The following is a 19,525-nucleotide window of genomic DNA, read 5'->3' as shown; positions in this document are numbered from 1 at the left end:
TTTTTTTACATAATTTTTTTTATATATCATCTTAAATTCTAATCACTATCTAAATTAATAGAGAATTAAAAAAAAGATATATGTAATCGACTTATTATCGATTACATATATCTTTATAAAAAATTTTATCTATATTTATTGGTTTTTAAAGTAAAGGGACTAGATATTATCTAGCCTCTCACAAATTTGACATAAAGCTATATTAACAAATATACCTATTTATCAATAATATAAGAACAAGACTATTCTTATTCTTTTTCTTCATCTATAATATTTAATCTTGTTAAAATTAATTTATAGCCATCAGCTCCATAATTTAAAGATCTATTAATTCTTGAAATAGTTGCCGTTGAAGCTCCTGTTTCACTTTCAATTTCGTGATAGGTTTTATTTTTAACAAGTAGTTTTACAACTTGTAATCTTTGTGCAATTGCTTGTAGTTCTTTAACAGTGCAAATGTCTTCAAAGAATCTATAACATTCTTCTAAGTTTTCTAAAAGTAAAATAGCTTCGAATAATCCATCTATTTCTTTACTTTTTATTTTTGAGTCGTAAATCATTATATCCTCCTGACTTAAATAATAATGCAATATATAAACAATTCATATTTTCACTAATATACTAACAATTTTACTTGCTAAAGTCAAGATAAAAATCACTGATCATATACACTTACTTCGCTAATTCCTTTTTTATTAGTTACTTGAAAAGCTTTATCACAAATTTGAGAAAGATGAGGATTGTGAGTAACCATAATTATCTGTCTATTAAATAAATTTGATGATTTTTTTAGAAATTCACCTAAATTAAATATATAATCGTTGCTTACATGTTTTCCAGGTTCATCAAGGATAAGTGGACCAGATAGCTTTGGTTGATTTAGCTGCAAAAATGCAATTCTAAGGGCAAGTGAAATAATATCAACCACTCCTCCGCCTCTAGAAATTTCAGGTTTAGTTTTTATACTGTATCCTTCAGGATAATTACTTTGTACAAAAAATTCTGCAACAGGTACAGATCGAGACTCGGATAGTTCAATTAAAAATTCAATATCTGTTTCAAAAATAAATTGCAAGCATTTTGTAACAATATCCTCAATTTGTCTTTTAGATTGTTCTCTTGCAAATTCAGAAGTTTTTTGAAATAAAAGAGAAACTTTCGTAAGAACATCGCTATATTTTTCTCTATCATATAAAGTTTTTTCAGTTTTATCTAATTGATTAGATAAAATTTCAATTTTACCCTCATCGCTTAAAATTTTATTATTTAGTTCAAATAGTTTTAAATCAAGTTCTTTTAAGTCCAAAAAATCACAACCTAGGCATTAAATTATTGGCTTCGTCAAAAAGTTTGTCAATTTCATTTTTTAAATTAGAGATTTCACTTTCAAGGTCTTCAGGTTTTATACCTAGTTTTTCAATTTCAGCAAGAATATCTTTTTTTTGTGAATTTAATTGTTCTAATCTAGCTTCAGATTTATATTTCATATTTTTTAATCTATCTAATTTATCTTTTAAAATTTTTAAATTGTTTTCGTAATTCATTTAATCATTCCTCAAGTGGTATTTAATATGCTCAATTGAATTTTCATCAATTTGGCTATAACAGAAAGGGCACACTCCCATTTCTAAAATTATATTTTCGTAAGAGTCAGAACATTCTTTAATACTTGTATAAACCTTTTTAAGGTTGTTTTCTTCATCAACAATTTGTGCAGAAAGTTCTTTAAAAATATTATTTATTTCAATAATATTTTTTAAATCATTTAATTTATCTTCTATATTTGTCTCAATAAAATTAATCTTATCATTGTTTTCAAAGTTTTTTATGTATTCATTACCTAAATCAAGCTTTAAATTAATTTTATTTAAACTGTCCTCATAGGTATAAACTTTTGAATAAAAAATCAAATTTTTTTCCAACTTTTCTATAATTTTTTGAACATCGACATTATTTTCATAATTTTTCAAATCATTATTTACATCAGCTATATTCTTGATATTTGTAAAATACTTAATGTATAAATTTTCGTAAACTTCTAAATTTTTTTTATTATCGTCGATTTTAGAAATTATGAGATTTAATTCGTCTAGAGATTGAAGTTCAGTTAGATTGTTATTAATAGAGTTTATCTCAATATCTGTCCTATGAATTTTTTTTAGATAATTTTCAAAACTATTTTTCTTAAAAATAAAATTTTCTAGTTTTGAAGCTATTTTTTCTAAATCATTCAGACTCTTAAACTTTTTAACTAAGTTTGTGATTTCATCAAGTTCAATTTTGTTTTTATCAAGAGTTTCTTTTAATTTAATACTAAGATTCAACCTTTCTTGCAGATTTTTAATTTTATTTCTAATCTCGGTGATCTTTTTGAACTTTTCCTTATAATCTTTAATATAATTAAACTTTTCTAGTTCTTCTTTTAGTTCATCTCTATTTTTTATTAATTCAGCAATTTCTTGATTAACTCGCTTGTTATCCCTTACCACAGTCCTTAATGCATCATCAACATAATTTACGCCTATTAATCTACCAATTGCAGATGCACGAAGAGATCCCTGCTCATTTAATAAAAAGGGTCCATCTAATTGTTGGGCAATATTTAAAATAGTTTTGTTATTTGAATTATCTAAGGGAACTTTATACATATTTGTTGCATCTGTAATTTCCTTTGGGACATCAACGCCAAAGCCCTCAAACCTCATTTCATTTCCTGAAGAGTCAACGAAAAAATAAGAATTTTTTGATGGAGTTTTTGATCTTTCAACTATTACACCATTGGAGAAAGTAATTTTTACTGAGACATCTTTCTCACCTTGCCTAATAAAATAATCTCCCTTTGGTTCGTTGTAGAGAGCCCATTTTATAGCTCTTAAAATTGCTGTTTTTCCTACATCGGAATTACCTAAGATTACATTCAACCCCCGATCAAATTCCATTTCTGTGTAATCGTGAGATTGAAAATTATGAAGTTCAATTTTTTTTATATAAATCATGAATAACTAACTCCATTAATCTGTGCTTCTTCGAACCTCTTCAAAGCTTCTTTTTTTACTTCTTCAGAAATATTTTCACTTTTAGAAATTTTTAAAAGTAAATCAAAAATATCTAAGCTCTTATAGTTAGAGGTTGAATCAATACTTTCTTTAAATTCAGCAAGTTTAATACCTTTAAATTGATGCCTTTCCATTTCCGATCTGTCTAAGACTTCATCTCCTGGTTTTGCACATTTTAAAAAGCGATCTTCTATTTTTATCTTGTCATTTAAAGTAATAATATTGACTTTTGGTCTTCTTTTAATTTCTGCATTAGAATTTGATATTCTAATTAATGCTCCGGGATTTACAAAATATTTATTGTCTATTTTAACGGTTTTAAAACCAAAGTGATAATGACCTCCAAGAGTTATATCTGCCTTAGTTTCCTTAATGTCGTCAATTATAGTATGAGGAACTTCTTTCATAAAGGGTTTGTCAATTAAAAAACCATGAGTCATGTGAATTGAAAATCTACAAGTTTCATCAACTTCGTTTAAAATGTAATTATGCCTATTGGAAACTTCATCCATAGAATATACATAGGGCGATCCAGTTAGTTGTACCTTTATGTCTTTTTCTAAAATTATTTTTTTATAATTTACTAAATGCATAACACCTAAATTACAAAGAAGTCCAAGCATAGTTCGATCTAAAGTATCTGGATTATGACCAAAAATATCGTGATTTCCACTAATAATATATATTGGTATACCATAGTTTTGAAAAATTTGTGCAAATTCTGAGACTATGCTCACAGAAACGTCAGGTCTATCAAATAGATCGCCACCATGCAAGACATAGTCAATTTTTTCTTCTTTTATAATATCTGCAATTTCCCTTAATTTTTCTTTTAAAGTCTCTTTATAATCATCTAACCTATTTTGAGGATTTGTCCCTCTAATATGAGTGTCTGTTAGATAGAGTATTTTCAAAAAATCACGCCCTATTTATCCTCTTCTAGAAAGTTTTCTGGATTAGCTGATTCATTATTGAGTTCATCATCTGACATTAGATTGTAGTAAACTCTAACTTTATGTTCAATTTCCTTTAATATTTCAGGATTTTTTTCTAAAAACTCCTTGGAATTTTCTCTGCCTTGACCAAGCCTTTCTTCGCCATAGGAATACCAAGCTCCTGCTTTTTTTACAATATCAGCTTCTGCTGCTACATCTAGAATATTTCCAACACTAGAAATTCCCTTGCCATACATGATATCAAATTCAGCTTGTCTAAATGGAGGAGCAATTTTGTTTTTAACAACTTTAACTTTAACTCTATTTCCTATTATTTCGTCACCCTTTTTAATAATTTCTGACCTTCTAATATCAAGTCTTACTGAAGAATAAAATTTAAGAGCTCTCCCGCCAGTAGTAGTTTCAGGATTTCCAAACATAACTCCAACCTTTTCTCTAAGTTGATTGATAAATACAACTGTACATTTAGATTTGTTTATTGCACCAGTGAGTTTTCTAAGAGCTTGCGACATTAATCTTGCTTGAAGACCAATTTGAGCTGCACCCATCTCTCCATCAATTTCAGCCTTTGGAACAAGAGCTGCAACAGAATCAATTACAATTAAATCGACAGCATTAGATCTAACTAGAGCTTCTGTAATTTCAAGAGCTTGTTCTCCAGTGTCAGGTTGTGAAATAATCAAATTTTCTATGTCTAAGCCAAGGTTCTTTGCATAACCAGGGTCAAGAGCGTGTTCGGCATCCACAAAAGCACCTGTTCCCCCTTTTTTTTGAGCTTCTGCCAACATATGAAGTGCTAATGTAGTTTTACCAGAGGATTCAGGCCCGTATATTTCAATAATCCTCCCCTTAGGTATTCCACCAATCCCAAGAGCAATATCTAGAGCTAGAGATCCCGTAGGTATTGAATCAATATTAAGCTTAACATCTTCTCCTAAAATCATTATTGATCCTTCTCCATATTGTTTTTCAATTTTTGATAATACATTGTGAAGGGCTTCTTGTTTTTCCTTGTTTGAATTGCTATCTTTCATAATTACTCCTTAAAATTTTTTCTAAGTACATAAAGTATTTGAGATAATACTCTATTGACAGTGCTTCTCCTTATTTTATTTCTATCACCTGAAAAGAAATAGTGTTTTGTATAATATTTTTTATCAGAAAAATAAATGCAAGTAAATACATTGCCTACTTCAGTTTCAGAAGAATTAGGTCCAGCTTCACCAGTAGTTGATACGCCAATATTTGCATTAGTTTTTTCTTTTATTTTTCTTGCCATTTCATAGGCAGTGTTTTCGCTAATAGCTCCAAATTTATCTAAAATATTTTTAGATACACCTAAATTTTTATTTTTTGAATTATTGGAATATGTGACAAAAGAAGTTTCCATAACACTAGATGCACCACTAATATCCGTAATTGCAGCACTTACCATTCCGCCAGTTATAGATTCAGCAAAGGAAATTTTTAGATTATTTTTGTTTAATATTCTTACAATTTCTTTTGCAACATCATCGTTGTTTTCAGAATAAATATGCGTTTCAAATTCAGCATAAAGTGATTTTAAAACTTTTTCTACAGAAAATTGCAATTCATCTTTTTTTGTATTTTTGCCAATAATTTTGACTTCAGTATAAGTTCCGTGTGCAAAAGTATTTACGCTTACACTTTTATCGTCAAAGGACATTTTTCTAATTTTATCTTCTATTAAAGATTCGCCAAGCCCAATAATATCAAGTGATTTTACCATTATATTTTCATTAGTAAAGGATTTATTAGCAAAATAATAATCTATCATTGGCTCCATTTCACTTGGCGGTCCTGGTAGAAGAATAATTCTTTTGTTGTCAAATTTAATGGATTCGCCTAGAGCTACTCCCCATTTATTTTCAATTTTTTCTGAACCTTCTATTAGCATAATTTGTTTTAAATTGTTTGGAGTCATGGTTCTGCCAAGTCGTGTAAATCTATTTTCCATTTTTTCTTTTTCTGACTCATCAATATAGATATTCCTATTTAAAAACTTTGCTACGGCATCTCTTGTTATATCGTCATTAGTAGGTCCAAGTCCACCACTTATAATAATTAAATCCGAATTATTGGTAGAATAATTTAATTCCTTGACTATCTCATCTAAGTCATCATCAATGGAAACCTGTCTATTTACTTCAATTCCCATATCAGTTAATTTTTCAGAAATATATTTTGAGTTTGTATTTGTAATTGAACCGATTAAAATTTCTTTGCCAATTGTCAAAATGCTAGCTTTCATAATTCTCCTTAAATATTCTCTAAATCAAGAACTTTTTTATTTTTAATTAAATAATCTGCACCTGAAATTACTGTAAATACAACAGCTAGGTAAAATATACCCATTCCAATAGGTCTAAAAGTGTTAATTCCTGTCAAGAGTAAAATATTAGATACAAGTTGTGTAACAGTTTTAAATTTACCAAGGGGGCTTGCTGCTATAGTAATATTTTCAGAAGCTGCTATAATTCTAAATCCGGTAATAGTAAATTCTCTTGCAATAATAATTATTACAGCCCATGCAGGCATTTCACCAGAGCTAACTAACATAATCATTGCAGAACATACTAAAATTTTATCTGCAAGAGGATCTGCAAATTTTCCAAAATTTGTGACTAAATTGTCACGCCTTGCTAAATGTCCATCTAAAAAATCTGTAAAAGAAGCAATAGCAAAAATAAGAGTGGCAATAATTCTTGAATTGTTAAAATCCAAGTACATAAATAATACAAAAATTGGAACCATCAAAGTCCTCATAATAGTCAATTTATTTGGGATATTCATATAACTTCACCTACTAAATCATAATCTAAAGTATCAGTAATTCTAACTTTAACAAAATCCCCAACTTCAAGATTTTCACTGGATTCAATATATGTCACGCCGTCAATTTCTGGTGCATCCATATAAGTTCGTCCAATATAATTATTTTCATCAATTTTTTCTTCGATTAATACTTCTAAAGTTTTATTAAGATTTTTTGAAAGAATTTCTTTAGATATATCGCTTTGAATTTCCATAATTTCATCATTGCGATTTTGTTTTACCTCGTCTGATATTTGATTTTCAAATGTAGAAGCTTTTGTGCCCTCTTCTTTAGAGTATTCAAAAACCCCAAGTTTATCAAATTTTGTTTCCCTAATAAAATCAATAAGCTCTTTAAAATCTTCATCACTTTCTCCAGGAAATCCAACTATAAAAGTTGTTCTAATTACAATTTCTGGAATTGATTGGCGTAAGTTTTTAAGAGTTTTAATGATGTGATCTTTATTAGTTTTTCTATTCATTTTTTTTAAAACATTATCAGAAATATGTTGAAGTGGCATATCAACATACTTTATTAACTTTTCATTAGTTTTAAATTCTTCAATTAATTCATCTGTAAAGTGATCTGGATACAAATATAAAACACGAATCCATTTCAAATCTTTTATTTTTGAAATTTCTTTAATTAAATTTGCAAGAGAATATTTCGAGTATAGATCGATTCCATAATCAGTAGTGTTTTGTGCGATTAAAATAATTTCTCTTGCACCCTTACTTACTAAATACTCAACCTCAGAGCATATATCTTCAATTTTTCTAGATCTGTTTTTGCCACGAAGCGATGGAATAATGCAGTAAGAACAATTGTTGTTGCAACCTTCAGAAATTTTCACAAACTCAGTAATGTTTACAACTTCTTTTTTTATGCCCTCTATATAGGCAGAATTTAAATTATCAGTTTTTATAAATAAATCTCCTGCAAGACTTCTGTTTAAAAGTTCATTTATATAATTTATATTTCCAGTGCCAATAATTCCATCTATTTCTGGAATTTCCTTTAATAGTTCTTCAGGATATCTTTGAGCTAGACAACCTGATAGAAGAACTTTTTTACATCTTCCTTTATTTTTGTATTCCACTGATTCTAAAATAGTATCAATAGATTCTTCCTTTGCAGCATCAATAAACCCACAAGTGTTGATAATTAAAATATCAGCTTCATTGGCAGAATTTACAATCTTGTATTCTTTTTTATCTAAAAGGGAGTACATTATAGATGAGTCTACATCATTCTTTGAGCAGCCCAATGTAACTATATGCACATTATTCATCTTCATCACCTAAAATCATATCTATTTCTTCCTTCGTCTTCAAAAGTTTCCTAGGCTTTGAACCTTCATGTGGACCAATTATACCCATCTCTTCCATTTGATCTACGATTCTACCAGCTCTTGAATAACCAACTTTTAATTTTCTTTGAATATAAGAAATTGAAGCTTGTTCATCGTTAACTACAAGTTCAACTGCTTCTTTAAAGAGTGGGTCTTTTTCTTCCTCGCCCTTTATTTTTTTATTTTCAATAGCTTTTTCAATTTTTGATTCAACATTTCCCTTTATTTCATTGTTGTTCTTTACAAAATCGACAACTCTTTCAACTTCGCTATCACTTATAAAAGCACCTTGTATTCTCTTTGGCTTTGGATACTTGCTTGGATAAAATAGCATATCTCCCTTTCCAAGGAGCTTTTCAGCTCCACTCATATCAAGAATTGTCCTCGAGTCAACAGATGATGCAACTGAGAATGCAATACGTGAAGGGACATTTGCCTTGATTGTTCCTGTAATTACATCCACTGAAGGTCTTTGCGTAGCAAGAATAAGATGCATTCCAGCAGCTCTTGCCTTTTGTGCAAGTCTTGCAATATATTCTTCAATTTCCTTAGAAGCAACCATCATTAGGTCTGCAAGTTCATCGACAATAATTAAGATTTTAGGAAGTTTTTCTTTCTCCCTTCCCTCTTCAACCATTTTTTTGTTGTAACCCTTTAAATCTCTCACGTGTTTATCGGCAAAGGATGCATACCTTTTTTCCATTTCATCTACAGCCCAGTTAAGTGCAAAGGCTGCTTTTTTGGGATTAGTAACAACATCTATCAAAAGATGTGGTATACCATTATAAACACTAAGCTCAACAACTTTTGGATCTATAAGCATAAGTTTTACATCCTTTGGAGATGATTTATATATTACACTTGTGATTATCGAGTTAATGCATACTGATTTACCAGAACCAGTTGCACCAGCAATTAATAAATGAGGCATATCTTCCATGCTTGAAATTAATATATTCCCTTCAACATCTTTACCAAGAGTTAGAGGTATATCTGAATTAATAGTTTTAAATTCCTGGGAATCAATTAGTTCTTTAAGACTAACAGCATCTTTTTCTTTATTTGGGACTTCAATACCAACTACATTTTTTCCAGGAATTGGAGCTTCTATACGAAGATCAGAACTAGAAAGAGCCATTGCAATATTATCGTTTAACCCAACTATTCTAGATAATTTAATGCCAGGAGCTGGTTTTAATTCGTAAGATGTTATTACAGGCCCACGATTTATCGCAACAATTTTAGATTCAATTCCAAAATTTCTCATAGTGTTTTCAATAATTCTTCCCTTTTCAATAACTTCGTCTTTAGAAAATCTACCCTTCGAGCTAGTTCTATCTAATAAAGCTATATCTGGATAAGTGTAAGTGAATTCTTCTTTATTTTTATTTTCAATATCGTTTTTTATAGTATCCACAACATCTTCATCATTACTTCCATCTTTTAATTGAATAGTTGTTTTAGAACTATTTTCTTCTATATTTTCATCGATATCTTGTTTAATTTTTTCAGATTCTTCTTTAATATTTTCTTCAGAATAATCTTTAATAATTAAATTTTCTCCAAATTCCTCTGCATCTTTTGAATTTTCTTTAGCCTTTTTTAGTTCATTTTTTTCTTTTCTAAGATTTTCTCTTTCCAATTTCTTTTTTTCTTTTTCTTCTAATTTAATTTTTCTATCAGCTTTTTTTTCTGCTAGTAGTTTCTTTTTATCTTCAATATATTCTCCCATATCTTCAAAAAACATAATTATTTGATCAATGTTTATTTTTATCATAAAGTAAATTGAAACCACAATTATTATTCCAAGAACTAAATAAGTACCAAGTGAACCTAAAAGTTTGTATGAAAAAAATCCAAAGATTGCTCCAATTATACCGCCACTTCTCGTTATGTCCATATACTCTGTTGATTTTATGATTCTTTCTATTAAAGTCATGTCCATTTCTTTTGACCCGTCAAGGAAAATTAAGATGCACAAAAATATTATAAGAGAACAAACAATATATCTTCTCATATGCAATTTAGTAGCTTGAATATTAAATAATATTCCCCAGAAAATTAAAAGAAGAGGAATGATAAAATTTCCTGAACCCGTAATAACAGAAAATAATTTATATATTAAAGTACCAATTAAACCCATTTTTTGACTGTATAGGCAAATAAAAAATACTATACCTATGACAATTAAAAATAATCCAATAATTTCTTTCCCAGAAGAAATATTTGAAGAAGTTTTTCTTCTTTTTTGAATGTTTTTTTTATTTGTAGTTTTTTTATTGTTTTTTTTGTTTTTTATCAAGAGAAAGCACCTCATTAATATTATAACAATTTGTCCTCTCAAACGCCAGTATGACCGAATCCTCCATAGCCTCTTTCTGTATCGCTTATCTCTTCAACTTCAATAATTTCGGGAGTTTCAATTTTCATGAAGACAATTTGCGCAATTCTCTCACCATCTTTAATAGTAACTTTTTCATTGCTCATATTTATTAAAATCACTTTTAATTCTCCACGATAGTCTGAATCTATTGTACCTATTCCATTTGGAAGTCCTATGCCTTTTTTCAAGGCAAGTCCAGATCTTGCTCTAACTTGGGCTTCATATCCTTTTTCAAATTCAAGAAATAATCCCGTCGGAACTAATACTCTATCAAGTGGTTTTAATACTAAATCTTCGTCAAGATTTGCTCTCAAATCCATTCCCGAAGAACCTTTGGTTTCGTACTTAGGAAGTGGATGCTTGCTTTTATTTATAATTTTTAATTTCATAAATTCCCCTTTAAAAAATCGCATTAAAATAAACCTTAATGCGACTAAAATATTATTTATTTATCTTATTCTGTCTTTGTATCTTCTCTTTTTATAAGAGCTTTTCTTGAAAGTGAAATTTTTCCAGTGTCTTCAGATATTTCGATAACTTTAACTTCAACAGTGTCGCCAACTTTTAAAACATCTTCAACATTATTTGTTCTTTCGTGGGCAATTTCAGAAATATGAAGAAGTCCCTCAGTTCCCTTCTTGATTTCAACAAAGGCACCGAATTTAACTATCTTTTTAACTTTACCCATATAAACATCACCGACTTCAATATCTTTTACAATGTCTTCTATGATTGCAATAGCTTCTTTAGCCTTTACATCACTTTCAGAAAGTATGGAAATTCTTCCATCATCGTCAATATCAATTTTAACGCCAGTTTGTTCAATAATTTTGTTAATTATTTTTCCACCAGCACCTATTACCTCACCAATTCTTTCTGGATCAATAGAAATCATGTGAATAATCGGAGCATATTTAGAAAGTTTAGCTCTTGGTTTATCTATAGTTTTAGCTAAGTGATCAAGAATTTCAATTCTTGCAACTTTAGCTCTTTCAAGTGCAACTTCGAGAATTTCTTTTTTAATTCCCTCAACCTTAATATCCATTTGAATAGCTGTGATTCCCTCACGAGTTCCAGCTACCTTAAAGTCCATATCTCCAAAGTGATCTTCAAGCCCTTGAATGTCAGTTAAGATTTTTATAACACCATTTTCTTCAATAAGACCCATTGCAATGCCAGCTACAGGAGCTTTAATGGGAACACCTGCATCCATAAGAGCTAGAGTAGATCCACAAATTGATGCTTGAGAAGAAGAACCATTAGAAGATAAAACTTCAGACACAACTCTAATTGTATATGGGAAAGTTTCACTATCAGGAATTACAGGCTTAAGAGCTCTTTCAGCAAGAGCACCATGACCAATTTCACGTCTGCCAGGAGATCTTGATGGTTTAGTATCACCAACAGAGAATCCTGGGAAGTTGTAGTGATGAATATACCTTTTTGGCTTGTCATCTCCAAGTCCATCTATAACTTGTTCTTCAGAAATTGCACCGAGAGTTGCAATTGATAGTACTTGAGTTTGTCCTCTGGTAAATAGTCCTGAACCATGAGCTCTTGGTAAGACTCCAACTTCGGAAGAAAGTTGTCTTATTTCTGTAAGCTTTCTATCGTCAGGTCTTCTTTCCTCTTCAAGTATTCCTCTCCTAACTTCATTTACTTCAATTTCTTCTAAAGCAAATTCAATATCTTTTTCATTTTCTTCCATAAGATCTTTGAAATGTTCTCTTATATCATTTTTTGCAGCTTCAGTTTTTTCAACTCTTGTAACTTTATCTTTTTGTCTTATTGCATTAACCAATAAATCCTTGCCATATTTTTTAACTTTAGCAACAATTTCTTCGTCAGCTTTAAATACTTCGTATTCAGCCTTTTCTTTTCCAACTTCTGAAGTAATCTTATTAACAAAGGTACAAATTTCTTTGATAACTTCATGTCCCTCTAAGATTGCCTCTAACATTTCAGCTTCACTTACTTCTTTTGCACCAGCTTCAACCATCATAATAGCAGATTCAGTGCCAGAAAGAGATAAATTAATTCTAGAATTGTTTCTCTCTTCTTCATTAGGATTTATAATGTATTTTCCATCAATAAAACCAACCTCAACAGATCCAGTAGGCCCATCAAAGGGAATATCAGAGATAGAAAGAGCAATAGAAGAACCTATCATAGCAACAATTTCAGGTGAGTGATCTTGATCAACACATAACACAGTTGCAACAATTTGTACATCATTTCTATATCCCTCTGGAAAAAGAGGTCTAAGAGGTCTGTCAATTAATCTAGCAGATAAAGTAGCTTTTTCGCTTGGTCTTCCCTCACGTTTAATGAATCCACCGGGAATTTTTCCAACTGCATACATTTTTTCTTCATAATCAACACTTAGAGGAAAAAAGTCGATTCCCTCTCTTGGTTTAGATGAAGCTGTAGCCGTAACTAGAACAACAGTATCTCCATATTGTACTAAACAAGCACCATTAGCTTGTTCTGCAACCTTTCCAATTGTAACTTTTAATTGGGAACCTGCAAGATCCATAGTATAAGTTTTTTCCATTATTTCCTCCTTCTAATAAGAAAGAGCGGAATTACCGCTCCTACTATCCTCTTATTTGTAGTTTTTTAATAAGTGTACGATATCTTTCTATATCACTATTTTTTAAATATCTTAATAAGTTTCTTCTTTTACCAACCATTTTAAGAAGTCCTCTTCTTGAGTGATGGTCTTTCTTGTGAATTCTTAGGTGTTCATTTAAATCGTTAATTCTTCTAGTTAGAATAGCAATTTGTACCTCAGGTGAACCAGTATCACCTTCGTGAGTTTTAAATTCATCAATAATAATTTTTTTAATATTTGGTTCTAGCATATTTTCCTCCTAATTTTTAATAAAGCTAATCAAAGTACACGTCGAGGAGCGTCGAACTGTGAATAGCTATTTAACCTTGTATATCTTACCATATAATGCCGTAAATGTAAAGTAATCTATTTTTTTAACTAAATTCTTATTGTAGTGTTACAATTGATTTGAGACCAAATAGAAGAAAAATAGAGAGATATCCTATATAATTAAATTAACCAAATATAAAAAGAAAGGATACTCTCTATGAATACAATTATATCAAAAAACCAAAGGTATTTGCCACATACTTTAGATACAAGATATCACGCTGTTAAAACTTATAGAAGTGGATATTCTATTGCCTTTGTAATAAGGAGATACAAAATTTCTAAGGCATCTTTAATGAGATGAAATAAAAGATTTGATGGAACAAAGGCTTCTCTTATGGATAGATCTCATAAGCCTTTAAGTAAACATCCTAATGCTCATACTGATGAGGAAATTTTATGGATAAAAAATTATATTAAAAGAAATCCTAATATTTCCATGATAGAACTATATGCAAAGCTTAAGTTTGATAAAGGATATAAAAGACATCCTTGTTCATTATTTAGAGTTTTAAGGAAATTGGGATATTTTAAAGATGAGGTTAAAAAGAAAAAGCCTTACATTCCTAAACCGTATAATACTCCTAAAAATATTGGTGTAAAATGGCAATTAGACGTTAAATACGTTCCAAAAAATGTTACGTAGGTGAAATTCCAGATAAATTTTATCAATATACTATGATAGATGAGGCAAGTCGTGAAAGATTCATATATCCCTTTAAAGAACAGTCTTCATATTCAACTGTAGAGTTTGTAAAAATGGCTATAGATTATTTTGGATATCAACCTGAAATTATACAAACAGATAATGGATTTGAATTTACTCATTTTAAGGAAACAAAAAAGATACATCCCTTTGATATTTTATGTAATGAATTAGGCATAAAACATCATTTAATAAGACCTAGAACACCAAGACATAATGGTAAGGTCGAAAGAAGTCATAGAAATGATAATGAGAGATTTTATAAATATTTATCTTTTTATAGCTACGATGATTTAAAACTTCAAATGAAAAGGTATTTATATAAATCAAATAGATTGTCAATGCAAACACTAAATTGGCTGACGCCTATTGAAAAACGAAAAAATCTATTATTTATGGCTAGCCCCCAATAATAGATTAGTACATATGATATTTATTTTTATGTTTTTGGTATCACATCATTTACAAATGTACAAAAATTCTAGTGACTGCTGTTCTATATTTGAAAAGCTTGATCTCTCCAAATCTCCAATCATATAAAGTGGAATTCTAAAAATTCTAGCTATCTCGTTTAGTTGGAATTTTCTTGTTTCCAAAAATTGAGCCTCATTTGATGCTATGGCTATTGGTTGGTATCTCATTTCTTCCATTACGAATAACTTGAGCATAGGCATTACCCCAAAGTAGAAGATGAGTCATTAGTGTTTCTCTAAATACAAAGGATGTCATCTCAGCATTTGGTTCATCGTGCAAAAGAAAATATATGACGTGGTCTTTTGCTTTTTATTTTGAATTTGAATTACCTCTTTTATATAAATGAAGAGGAAGTCCTGCTAAGGTTTCAGCAAGAACTCTCACACAGGAATAAACTGCTGTAATTTGCATAGCAGTAAATTCGTTGACATTCCTGCCTGCTGTTGTTCTCCCAAATAAAAAAGACGATAGATTATTACTTCTACCGTCTTATTACAGTTTCTCATTAAATAAATTTTGTTAAATCTAAGTGACTATACTTTTTACTTTCCTTTATAGGCGGAGTATCATATACATAATTAATGAATTGATTCCATGATAACATCTTTGTGTTTTCAAAGACTTCATTTATAACTTCAATTTCGCTAACATCTAAGCCTTCATAATGTATTAGCTCTTTATCATATTTAGGTCTTACTATATATTTAATAGTACCAAAATTTGAAAACGTACTTTGAATACTAACTGTCTTATCTTCATCAGCCTCATCAAGCACATCGGATACGTATGGACCATAATGATCGAAATACCATGAAATTTCCGTCATTTGTTTCCCATATTTTTTTGTATATTCCCAATCTATTAAATAGACTAATTTAGTTATCCTCGTTTTTGTTAAATCATCTCCGTAAGGATAATTCTTAACAATATATAGTAAAACATTTCTTAATTTAGTTTTCATAAGACTCATCCTCCTTCAACTTATTACTTATTTCAAGCATTGTTTTTAAATGTGGTATTATTAGTTTCTCAATATCCTCGTTTAAATCTTCAGGCGATATATTGAAATCAGGATTTATAGTTTCTATTAGCAATATTCCTACATTGTCCTTATTATCATCCTTTACTAATCTACCAAAATAAGCTCTACTCTTCATGGAAAGTTTTTTTTAAGGATTCAACAGACATACCTGTTTCTTTTGAAACTGTGTCAAAATACTTTTTCTGTGTATTTTTTGGTAAATTGTTTTTATAAAAATATGGTTTTCCATCGTTATTTTCAAAACATTTCGCTATATATCCTTCATTTCTAGGGTATTCCTCTCTATTGCAAAAATCATATAATGGATTTTCACTATACCTCCCAATAATTTGAAATTTAGTTTCATTAAAAACATATAATGATATTCTATCACTATTGCTTAATCTTAAATAATTTGAAACCTGTCTCAAAAAATCTTTTGGTAAACCAGCTAATGATTGACCTAAATATTCAATTGATAATTCTAATTCCTTAATCTCTTTATTTTTCATTTCTAGATTCTTTTTTAAATTTTCTTTCTCTTTTACTTCTTTTATCTCAGAAATCTCATTAATAAAATAAATAAAAATAAGCAAAAAGAAAAATATCCAGAAATTTTCATTAAAATATTCTACAAAGGAATATCTCGTAACAATTATAGGAAAAATAAATAATGCAAGTTTACAAATAAAACTTAATTTATTTTCTCTAATGCTTTTTATCCACAATGGAAAATCTTTTATTAAATTGAATTTACTTTCATCATTAAAATCCATTATAATTAACTCCGCTCTTTTTTATACTAACATTATATGTTATTTACCCATATTATCACAAATTTATTTATAGGGTATCATTCGATTAATAATTGCCATTAAAATATCAACCACAATAGAATTGCCGGCCTGCTTATATAGCTTGCTTGAAGTACAATTTTTTCTTTTTGGATGTACTTCCTCTAAACTGTCTATATCACTGTCATCAAAACCCATGAGTCTTAAACATTCTCTTTCTGTTAAATACCTATATTTACCATTTCCAATATCTATTATTCCAGAATTAGGTACTCTCATCTGTTTTGTAGAAATAGTATAAGAGAAATCTTTAATCACTTTTAGTCGCCCTCTAAAACTGTTATCTATGCCTTTATTTAAAAATTTGAGCATATAAGGTTGAGTCATTGTATAAAGTTCACTTACATTCTTTTCTAAAAATTCACTTAGTGGTCTTGTTTCTTTCCTCTCCAATTTATTAAAAGAAAATTTATTTTTTCCAAGACATGAAACAACAAATATCCTTTCCCTTTTTTGAGGTATGCCAAAGTCCATTGCATTTAAGATTTCATATTTGCTTTCATATCCTAGGATCTCTAACTCTTTTAGATAAATAAAAAAGGAGTCCCTCATATTTCTATCAAGGACTCCCTTTACATTTTCCCAAATTATCCATTTAGGTTTTTCTTTCATTTCTTTAATTATTCTAATTGTTTCAAATAGTAAGCTTGATCTAGTACCTGAATTCTTTACTCCTCCTTGCTTTTTTCCTATTCTTGAAAAGTCTTGGCAAGGACTTCCATGCATAATTAAGTCTATCTTTTCATTAGGAGCTTTATATCCTACTACTGATTTTGGCTTATAATCTTCTCCATAAAGTGCGTTGTATGATTTAACACAAGCCTTATCTATTTCTACATAATCAACTACTTCATAAGGTATCTTTAAATTAATAAAAGCCTTTCTAATAGCACCTATGCCACCGAAAAGCTCTAATATTTTTACCTTATTCATTTAAATTATTCTTGTACCTGTCTACAAGATCCCTTATACTATCTTCAATTTCTCTTAAAAAGTCTTCTTTATCTACTTTTCCAGAGCTAATCTTTGCAAGTTTCATTTCCCATTCAGATGTTGTTTCTGCTGACTTAAACTTATCCTCTACAATTGATACAAGCCTATTGCCTTTTTCTGTTACAAGTAGATTTTTCTTATCTCTTCTTATGAGATCCTTATGGATAAGACTTTCGATAATTCCTGCTCTTGTAGCTGGTGTTCCTAAGCCTTTTCTCTCCACTTCTATATCTTTATCCAAGGATTCAACTCCTGCATTCTCCATAGCCTTTAAAAGTGTATCTTCATTATAATGACCTGGAGCTTTGGTAAATTTTTCCGATATATTTTTAGAAGTTAGCTTAATTTTATCTCCAGTCTTTACATCTGGTAATTCATTTTCTTGTTTTTCTTTTCCCTCTAGTAATTCTTTTACATTTGTTTTGGTGAGTTTTTTCTTTCTAAAATGTTCAGCTAAAGTGAAGGTACATTCAGGATAATTTGAACAACCATAAAACGATTTTTTTAATACAATATTGTTGCCACACTTAGGACATTTTCCTACAAGGGGTCCCGAGCGCTTAGTGGGAATTTGTACCCCTTATCGATACAAATTCCCCGTAGGCGCTAGGGACCTCTTTAGCTCCTTGGAAGCTGTCAGTAGTATACCTAATAATTTATCTACATTCCCTTTAGTAACGTGTAACTTTCCAAATTTACAAAAGCGACTCATAGAATTATTTCCTCCCGTTAAATAATAGATAACTATTAAAAATAGACAATACTTGCTCATAAGTAACGGTACTTAAATTGTTTACTTTGGCGTGTTTCATTGCTTGATGAAACTGATTTTTAGTAAACAGTTGACGATATTCTCGATTGACCCATTTTGAAACAAAGTACGTATATAGCTTCCAATATTTATCTGGAACATCTGTGGTATGGCGGGTAAGTTTTATTAAGACACTGTTTACTTTTGGTTTAGGATGAAAGCATTCCGCTGGCAGCTTAAGCAATTGCTGAATCGAGACTTGAGTGTGCAAGAGCAACCCTAGTGTTCGGTGAATATCCAAGGTACGCTTGTAGAATCCTTCTTCAACAATCAGATAGATGTCAGACGCATGGCTTTCAAAAACCACTTTTTTAATAATTTGTGTGCTTAAATGGTAAGGAATACTCCCAACAATTTTATACCTCTGTTTGTTAGGGAATTGAAACTGTAGAATATCTTGGTGAATTAAAGTGACACGAGTATTCAGTTTTAATTTTTCTGACGATAAGTTGAATAGATGACTGTCTAATTCAATAGACGTTACCTGTTTACTTATTTTAGCCAGTTTCGTCGTTAAATGCCCTTTACCTGTTCCAATTTCGTAAACGGTATCGGTTTCTTTTAAATTCAATTGTTTTATTATTTGGTTGAGTACTTTTTCACTCGTTAAAAAGTTTTGAGAATATTTTATATTTTTGTTCATGTAATCACTCCTTCTTAATTACAAATTTTTAGCATCTAATTTAACTTCAATTCCTATTATACAAAATTTTAAGATACTGCACTATCAACACACTCTTAAGTTTGCTTCTAAGTCTTATTTCCATAACTTCTTTTACGTTTCCGCCATTCTTTGCTGTTTCGATTTTTATGATATGGTGCAAGTCAGCACGAACACGAACCGTCTTATCTCCCATTATATCTTTTTTTGCACTGATTGGTGTATCATTTCGTTTTTCTTTTTGTGCGCCTAAATTTCCCACAATCACTCACTTCTTTCTATTTCTCTTAAAAAGTCTTCTTTATCTACTTCACCAGAGCTAATCTTTGCAAGTTTCATTTCCCATTCAGATGTTGTTTCTGCTGATTTAAACTTATCCTCTACAATCGATACAAGCCTATTGCCTTTTTCTGTTACAAGTAGATTTTTCTTATCTCTTCTTATAAGATCCTTATGGATAAGATTTTCAATAATTCCTG

Annotated in this window: 21 protein-coding genes and 3 pseudogenes; 1 reads left to right on the top strand and 23 read right to left on the bottom strand. The window is 29.8% G+C overall.

What is annotated here, in order from left to right:
* Positions 1-248: 248 nt before the first annotated feature.
* The 13 genes from HKO22_RS09035 to rpsO form a co-directional block, all read right to left on the bottom strand.
* Positions 249-560 carry a YerC/YecD family TrpR-related protein gene (locus tag HKO22_RS09035; RefSeq protein ID WP_075658770.1) on the bottom strand — a complete coding sequence of 104 codons (312 nt, stop codon included), beginning with the start codon at positions 558-560 and terminating at the stop codon, positions 249-251.
* Between the two features lie 95 nt (positions 561-655).
* Positions 656-1,306, bottom strand: a complete 651-nt coding sequence (locus tag HKO22_RS09030; RefSeq protein WP_169970148.1) for an OLD family protein — start codon at positions 1,304-1,306, stop codon at positions 656-658.
* Between the two features lie 4 nt (positions 1,307-1,310).
* Entirely contained in the window at positions 1,311-1,544 is a 234-nt protein-coding gene (locus HKO22_RS09025; RefSeq protein ID WP_075658766.1) for a hypothetical protein, read from the bottom strand.
* Positions 1,545-2,996 (bottom strand): AAA family ATPase, encoded by a 1,452-nt coding sequence (locus HKO22_RS09020; RefSeq protein WP_169970146.1) that lies wholly within the window; start codon positions 2,994-2,996, stop codon positions 1,545-1,547. It abuts the gene before it with no gap.
* Positions 2,993-3,970 (bottom strand): metallophosphoesterase family protein, encoded by a 978-nt coding sequence (locus tag HKO22_RS09015; protein WP_169970144.1) that lies wholly within the window; start codon positions 3,968-3,970, stop codon positions 2,993-2,995. Before HKO22_RS09015 ends, HKO22_RS09020 begins: the two co-directional genes overlap by 4 nt.
* A gap of 11 nt (positions 3,971-3,981) precedes the next feature.
* A complete protein-coding gene (gene recA, locus HKO22_RS09010) occupies positions 3,982-5,046 on the bottom strand; it encodes a recombinase RecA (RefSeq protein WP_169970142.1) in 1,065 nt (354 codons plus the stop codon).
* 2 nt (positions 5,047-5,048) lie between these two features.
* The gene (locus tag HKO22_RS09005) at positions 5,049-6,284 is read right to left on the bottom strand and encodes a competence/damage-inducible protein A (protein ID WP_075658758.1); all 1,236 of its coding nucleotides are present in this window, start codon (positions 6,282-6,284) and stop codon (positions 5,049-5,051) included.
* 8 nt (positions 6,285-6,292) lie between these two features.
* Positions 6,293-6,826 carry a CDP-diacylglycerol--glycerol-3-phosphate 3-phosphatidyltransferase gene (gene pgsA / locus HKO22_RS09000; RefSeq protein WP_075658756.1) on the bottom strand — a complete coding sequence of 178 codons (534 nt, stop codon included), beginning with the start codon at positions 6,824-6,826 and terminating at the stop codon, positions 6,293-6,295.
* On the bottom strand, positions 6,823-8,139 hold the full coding sequence (gene rimO, locus HKO22_RS08995; RefSeq protein ID WP_169970140.1) for a 30S ribosomal protein S12 methylthiotransferase RimO: 1,317 nt from the start codon (positions 8,137-8,139) through the stop codon (positions 6,823-6,825). Before rimO ends, pgsA begins: the two co-directional genes overlap by 4 nt.
* Positions 8,132-10,501, bottom strand: a complete 2,370-nt coding sequence (locus HKO22_RS08990) for an FtsK/SpoIIIE family DNA translocase (RefSeq protein WP_235932849.1) — start codon at positions 10,499-10,501, stop codon at positions 8,132-8,134. Before HKO22_RS08990 ends, rimO begins: the two co-directional genes overlap by 8 nt.
* Positions 10,502-10,539: 38 nt before the next feature.
* On the bottom strand, positions 10,540-10,971 hold the full coding sequence (gene dut, locus HKO22_RS08985; RefSeq protein ID WP_169970138.1) for a dUTP diphosphatase: 432 nt from the start codon (positions 10,969-10,971) through the stop codon (positions 10,540-10,542).
* 65 nt (positions 10,972-11,036) lie between these two features.
* Complete coding sequence (locus HKO22_RS08980; protein WP_169970136.1) at positions 11,037-13,136, bottom strand: polyribonucleotide nucleotidyltransferase; 2,100 nt, start codon at positions 13,134-13,136, stop codon at positions 11,037-11,039.
* Between the two features lie 43 nt (positions 13,137-13,179).
* Entirely contained in the window at positions 13,180-13,446 is a 267-nt protein-coding gene (gene rpsO, locus HKO22_RS08975; protein ID WP_075658746.1) for a 30S ribosomal protein S15, read from the bottom strand.
* A 237-nt stretch (positions 13,447-13,683) separates the two neighbouring features.
* Here rpsO and HKO22_RS08970 point away from each other — a divergent pair.
* A pseudogene (locus HKO22_RS08970) lies at positions 13,684-14,645 on the top strand (DDE-type integrase/transposase/recombinase).
* A 45-nt stretch (positions 14,646-14,690) separates the two neighbouring features.
* Here HKO22_RS08970 and HKO22_RS11245 read toward each other — a convergent pair.
* The 10 genes and pseudogenes from HKO22_RS11245 to HKO22_RS08925 all read right to left on the bottom strand — a co-directional run.
* Complete coding sequence (locus HKO22_RS11245; protein WP_235932848.1) at positions 14,691-14,900, bottom strand: phage portal protein; 210 nt, start codon at positions 14,898-14,900, stop codon at positions 14,691-14,693.
* Positions 14,901-15,211: 311 nt separating this feature from the next.
* The gene (locus tag HKO22_RS08960; protein WP_169970135.1) at positions 15,212-15,667 is read right to left on the bottom strand and encodes a Panacea domain-containing protein; all 456 of its coding nucleotides are present in this window, start codon (positions 15,665-15,667) and stop codon (positions 15,212-15,214) included.
* Positions 15,657-15,863, bottom strand: a complete 207-nt coding sequence (locus tag HKO22_RS08955) for a hypothetical protein (RefSeq protein ID WP_169970134.1) — start codon at positions 15,861-15,863, stop codon at positions 15,657-15,659. Before HKO22_RS08955 ends, HKO22_RS08960 begins: the two co-directional genes overlap by 11 nt.
* Positions 15,853-16,503 carry a hypothetical protein gene (locus tag HKO22_RS08950; protein ID WP_169970133.1) on the bottom strand — a complete coding sequence of 217 codons (651 nt, stop codon included), beginning with the start codon at positions 16,501-16,503 and terminating at the stop codon, positions 15,853-15,855. Before HKO22_RS08950 ends, HKO22_RS08955 begins: the two co-directional genes overlap by 11 nt.
* A gap of 63 nt (positions 16,504-16,566) precedes the next feature.
* The gene (locus HKO22_RS08945) at positions 16,567-17,514 is read right to left on the bottom strand and encodes a DNA cytosine methyltransferase (RefSeq protein ID WP_169970132.1); all 948 of its coding nucleotides are present in this window, start codon (positions 17,512-17,514) and stop codon (positions 16,567-16,569) included.
* Positions 17,507-18,007 (bottom strand): annotated as a pseudogene (locus HKO22_RS08940) (DNA topoisomerase); the annotation flags it as partial. The gene HKO22_RS08945 and the pseudogene HKO22_RS08940, both read right to left, overlap by 8 nt.
* Positions 18,008-18,040: 33 nt before the next feature.
* Positions 18,041-18,145 (bottom strand): annotated as a pseudogene (locus HKO22_RS11240) (topoisomerase DNA-binding C4 zinc finger domain-containing protein); the annotation flags it as partial.
* 145 nt (positions 18,146-18,290) lie between these two features.
* Positions 18,291-19,028 (bottom strand): 23S rRNA (adenine(2058)-N(6))-methyltransferase Erm(B), encoded by a 738-nt coding sequence (gene erm(B) / locus HKO22_RS08935; protein WP_002292226.1) that lies wholly within the window; start codon positions 19,026-19,028, stop codon positions 18,291-18,293.
* Between the two features lie 46 nt (positions 19,029-19,074).
* Entirely contained in the window at positions 19,075-19,308 is a 234-nt protein-coding gene (locus tag HKO22_RS08930) for a peptide-binding protein (protein ID WP_000527320.1), read from the bottom strand.
* A gap of 2 nt (positions 19,309-19,310) precedes the next feature.
* A partial coding sequence (locus HKO22_RS08925) for a DNA topoisomerase (protein ID WP_235932847.1) occupies positions 19,311-19,525 on the bottom strand: 215 nt, incomplete at its 5' end.

It is taken from the genome of Peptoniphilus faecalis, from assembly GCF_012976305.1.
GTDB classification, from domain to species: domain Bacteria; phylum Bacillota; class Clostridia; order Tissierellales; family Peptoniphilaceae; genus Peptoniphilus_A; species Peptoniphilus_A faecalis.
This window is presented reverse-complemented; position numbering and strand designations above follow the sequence as displayed.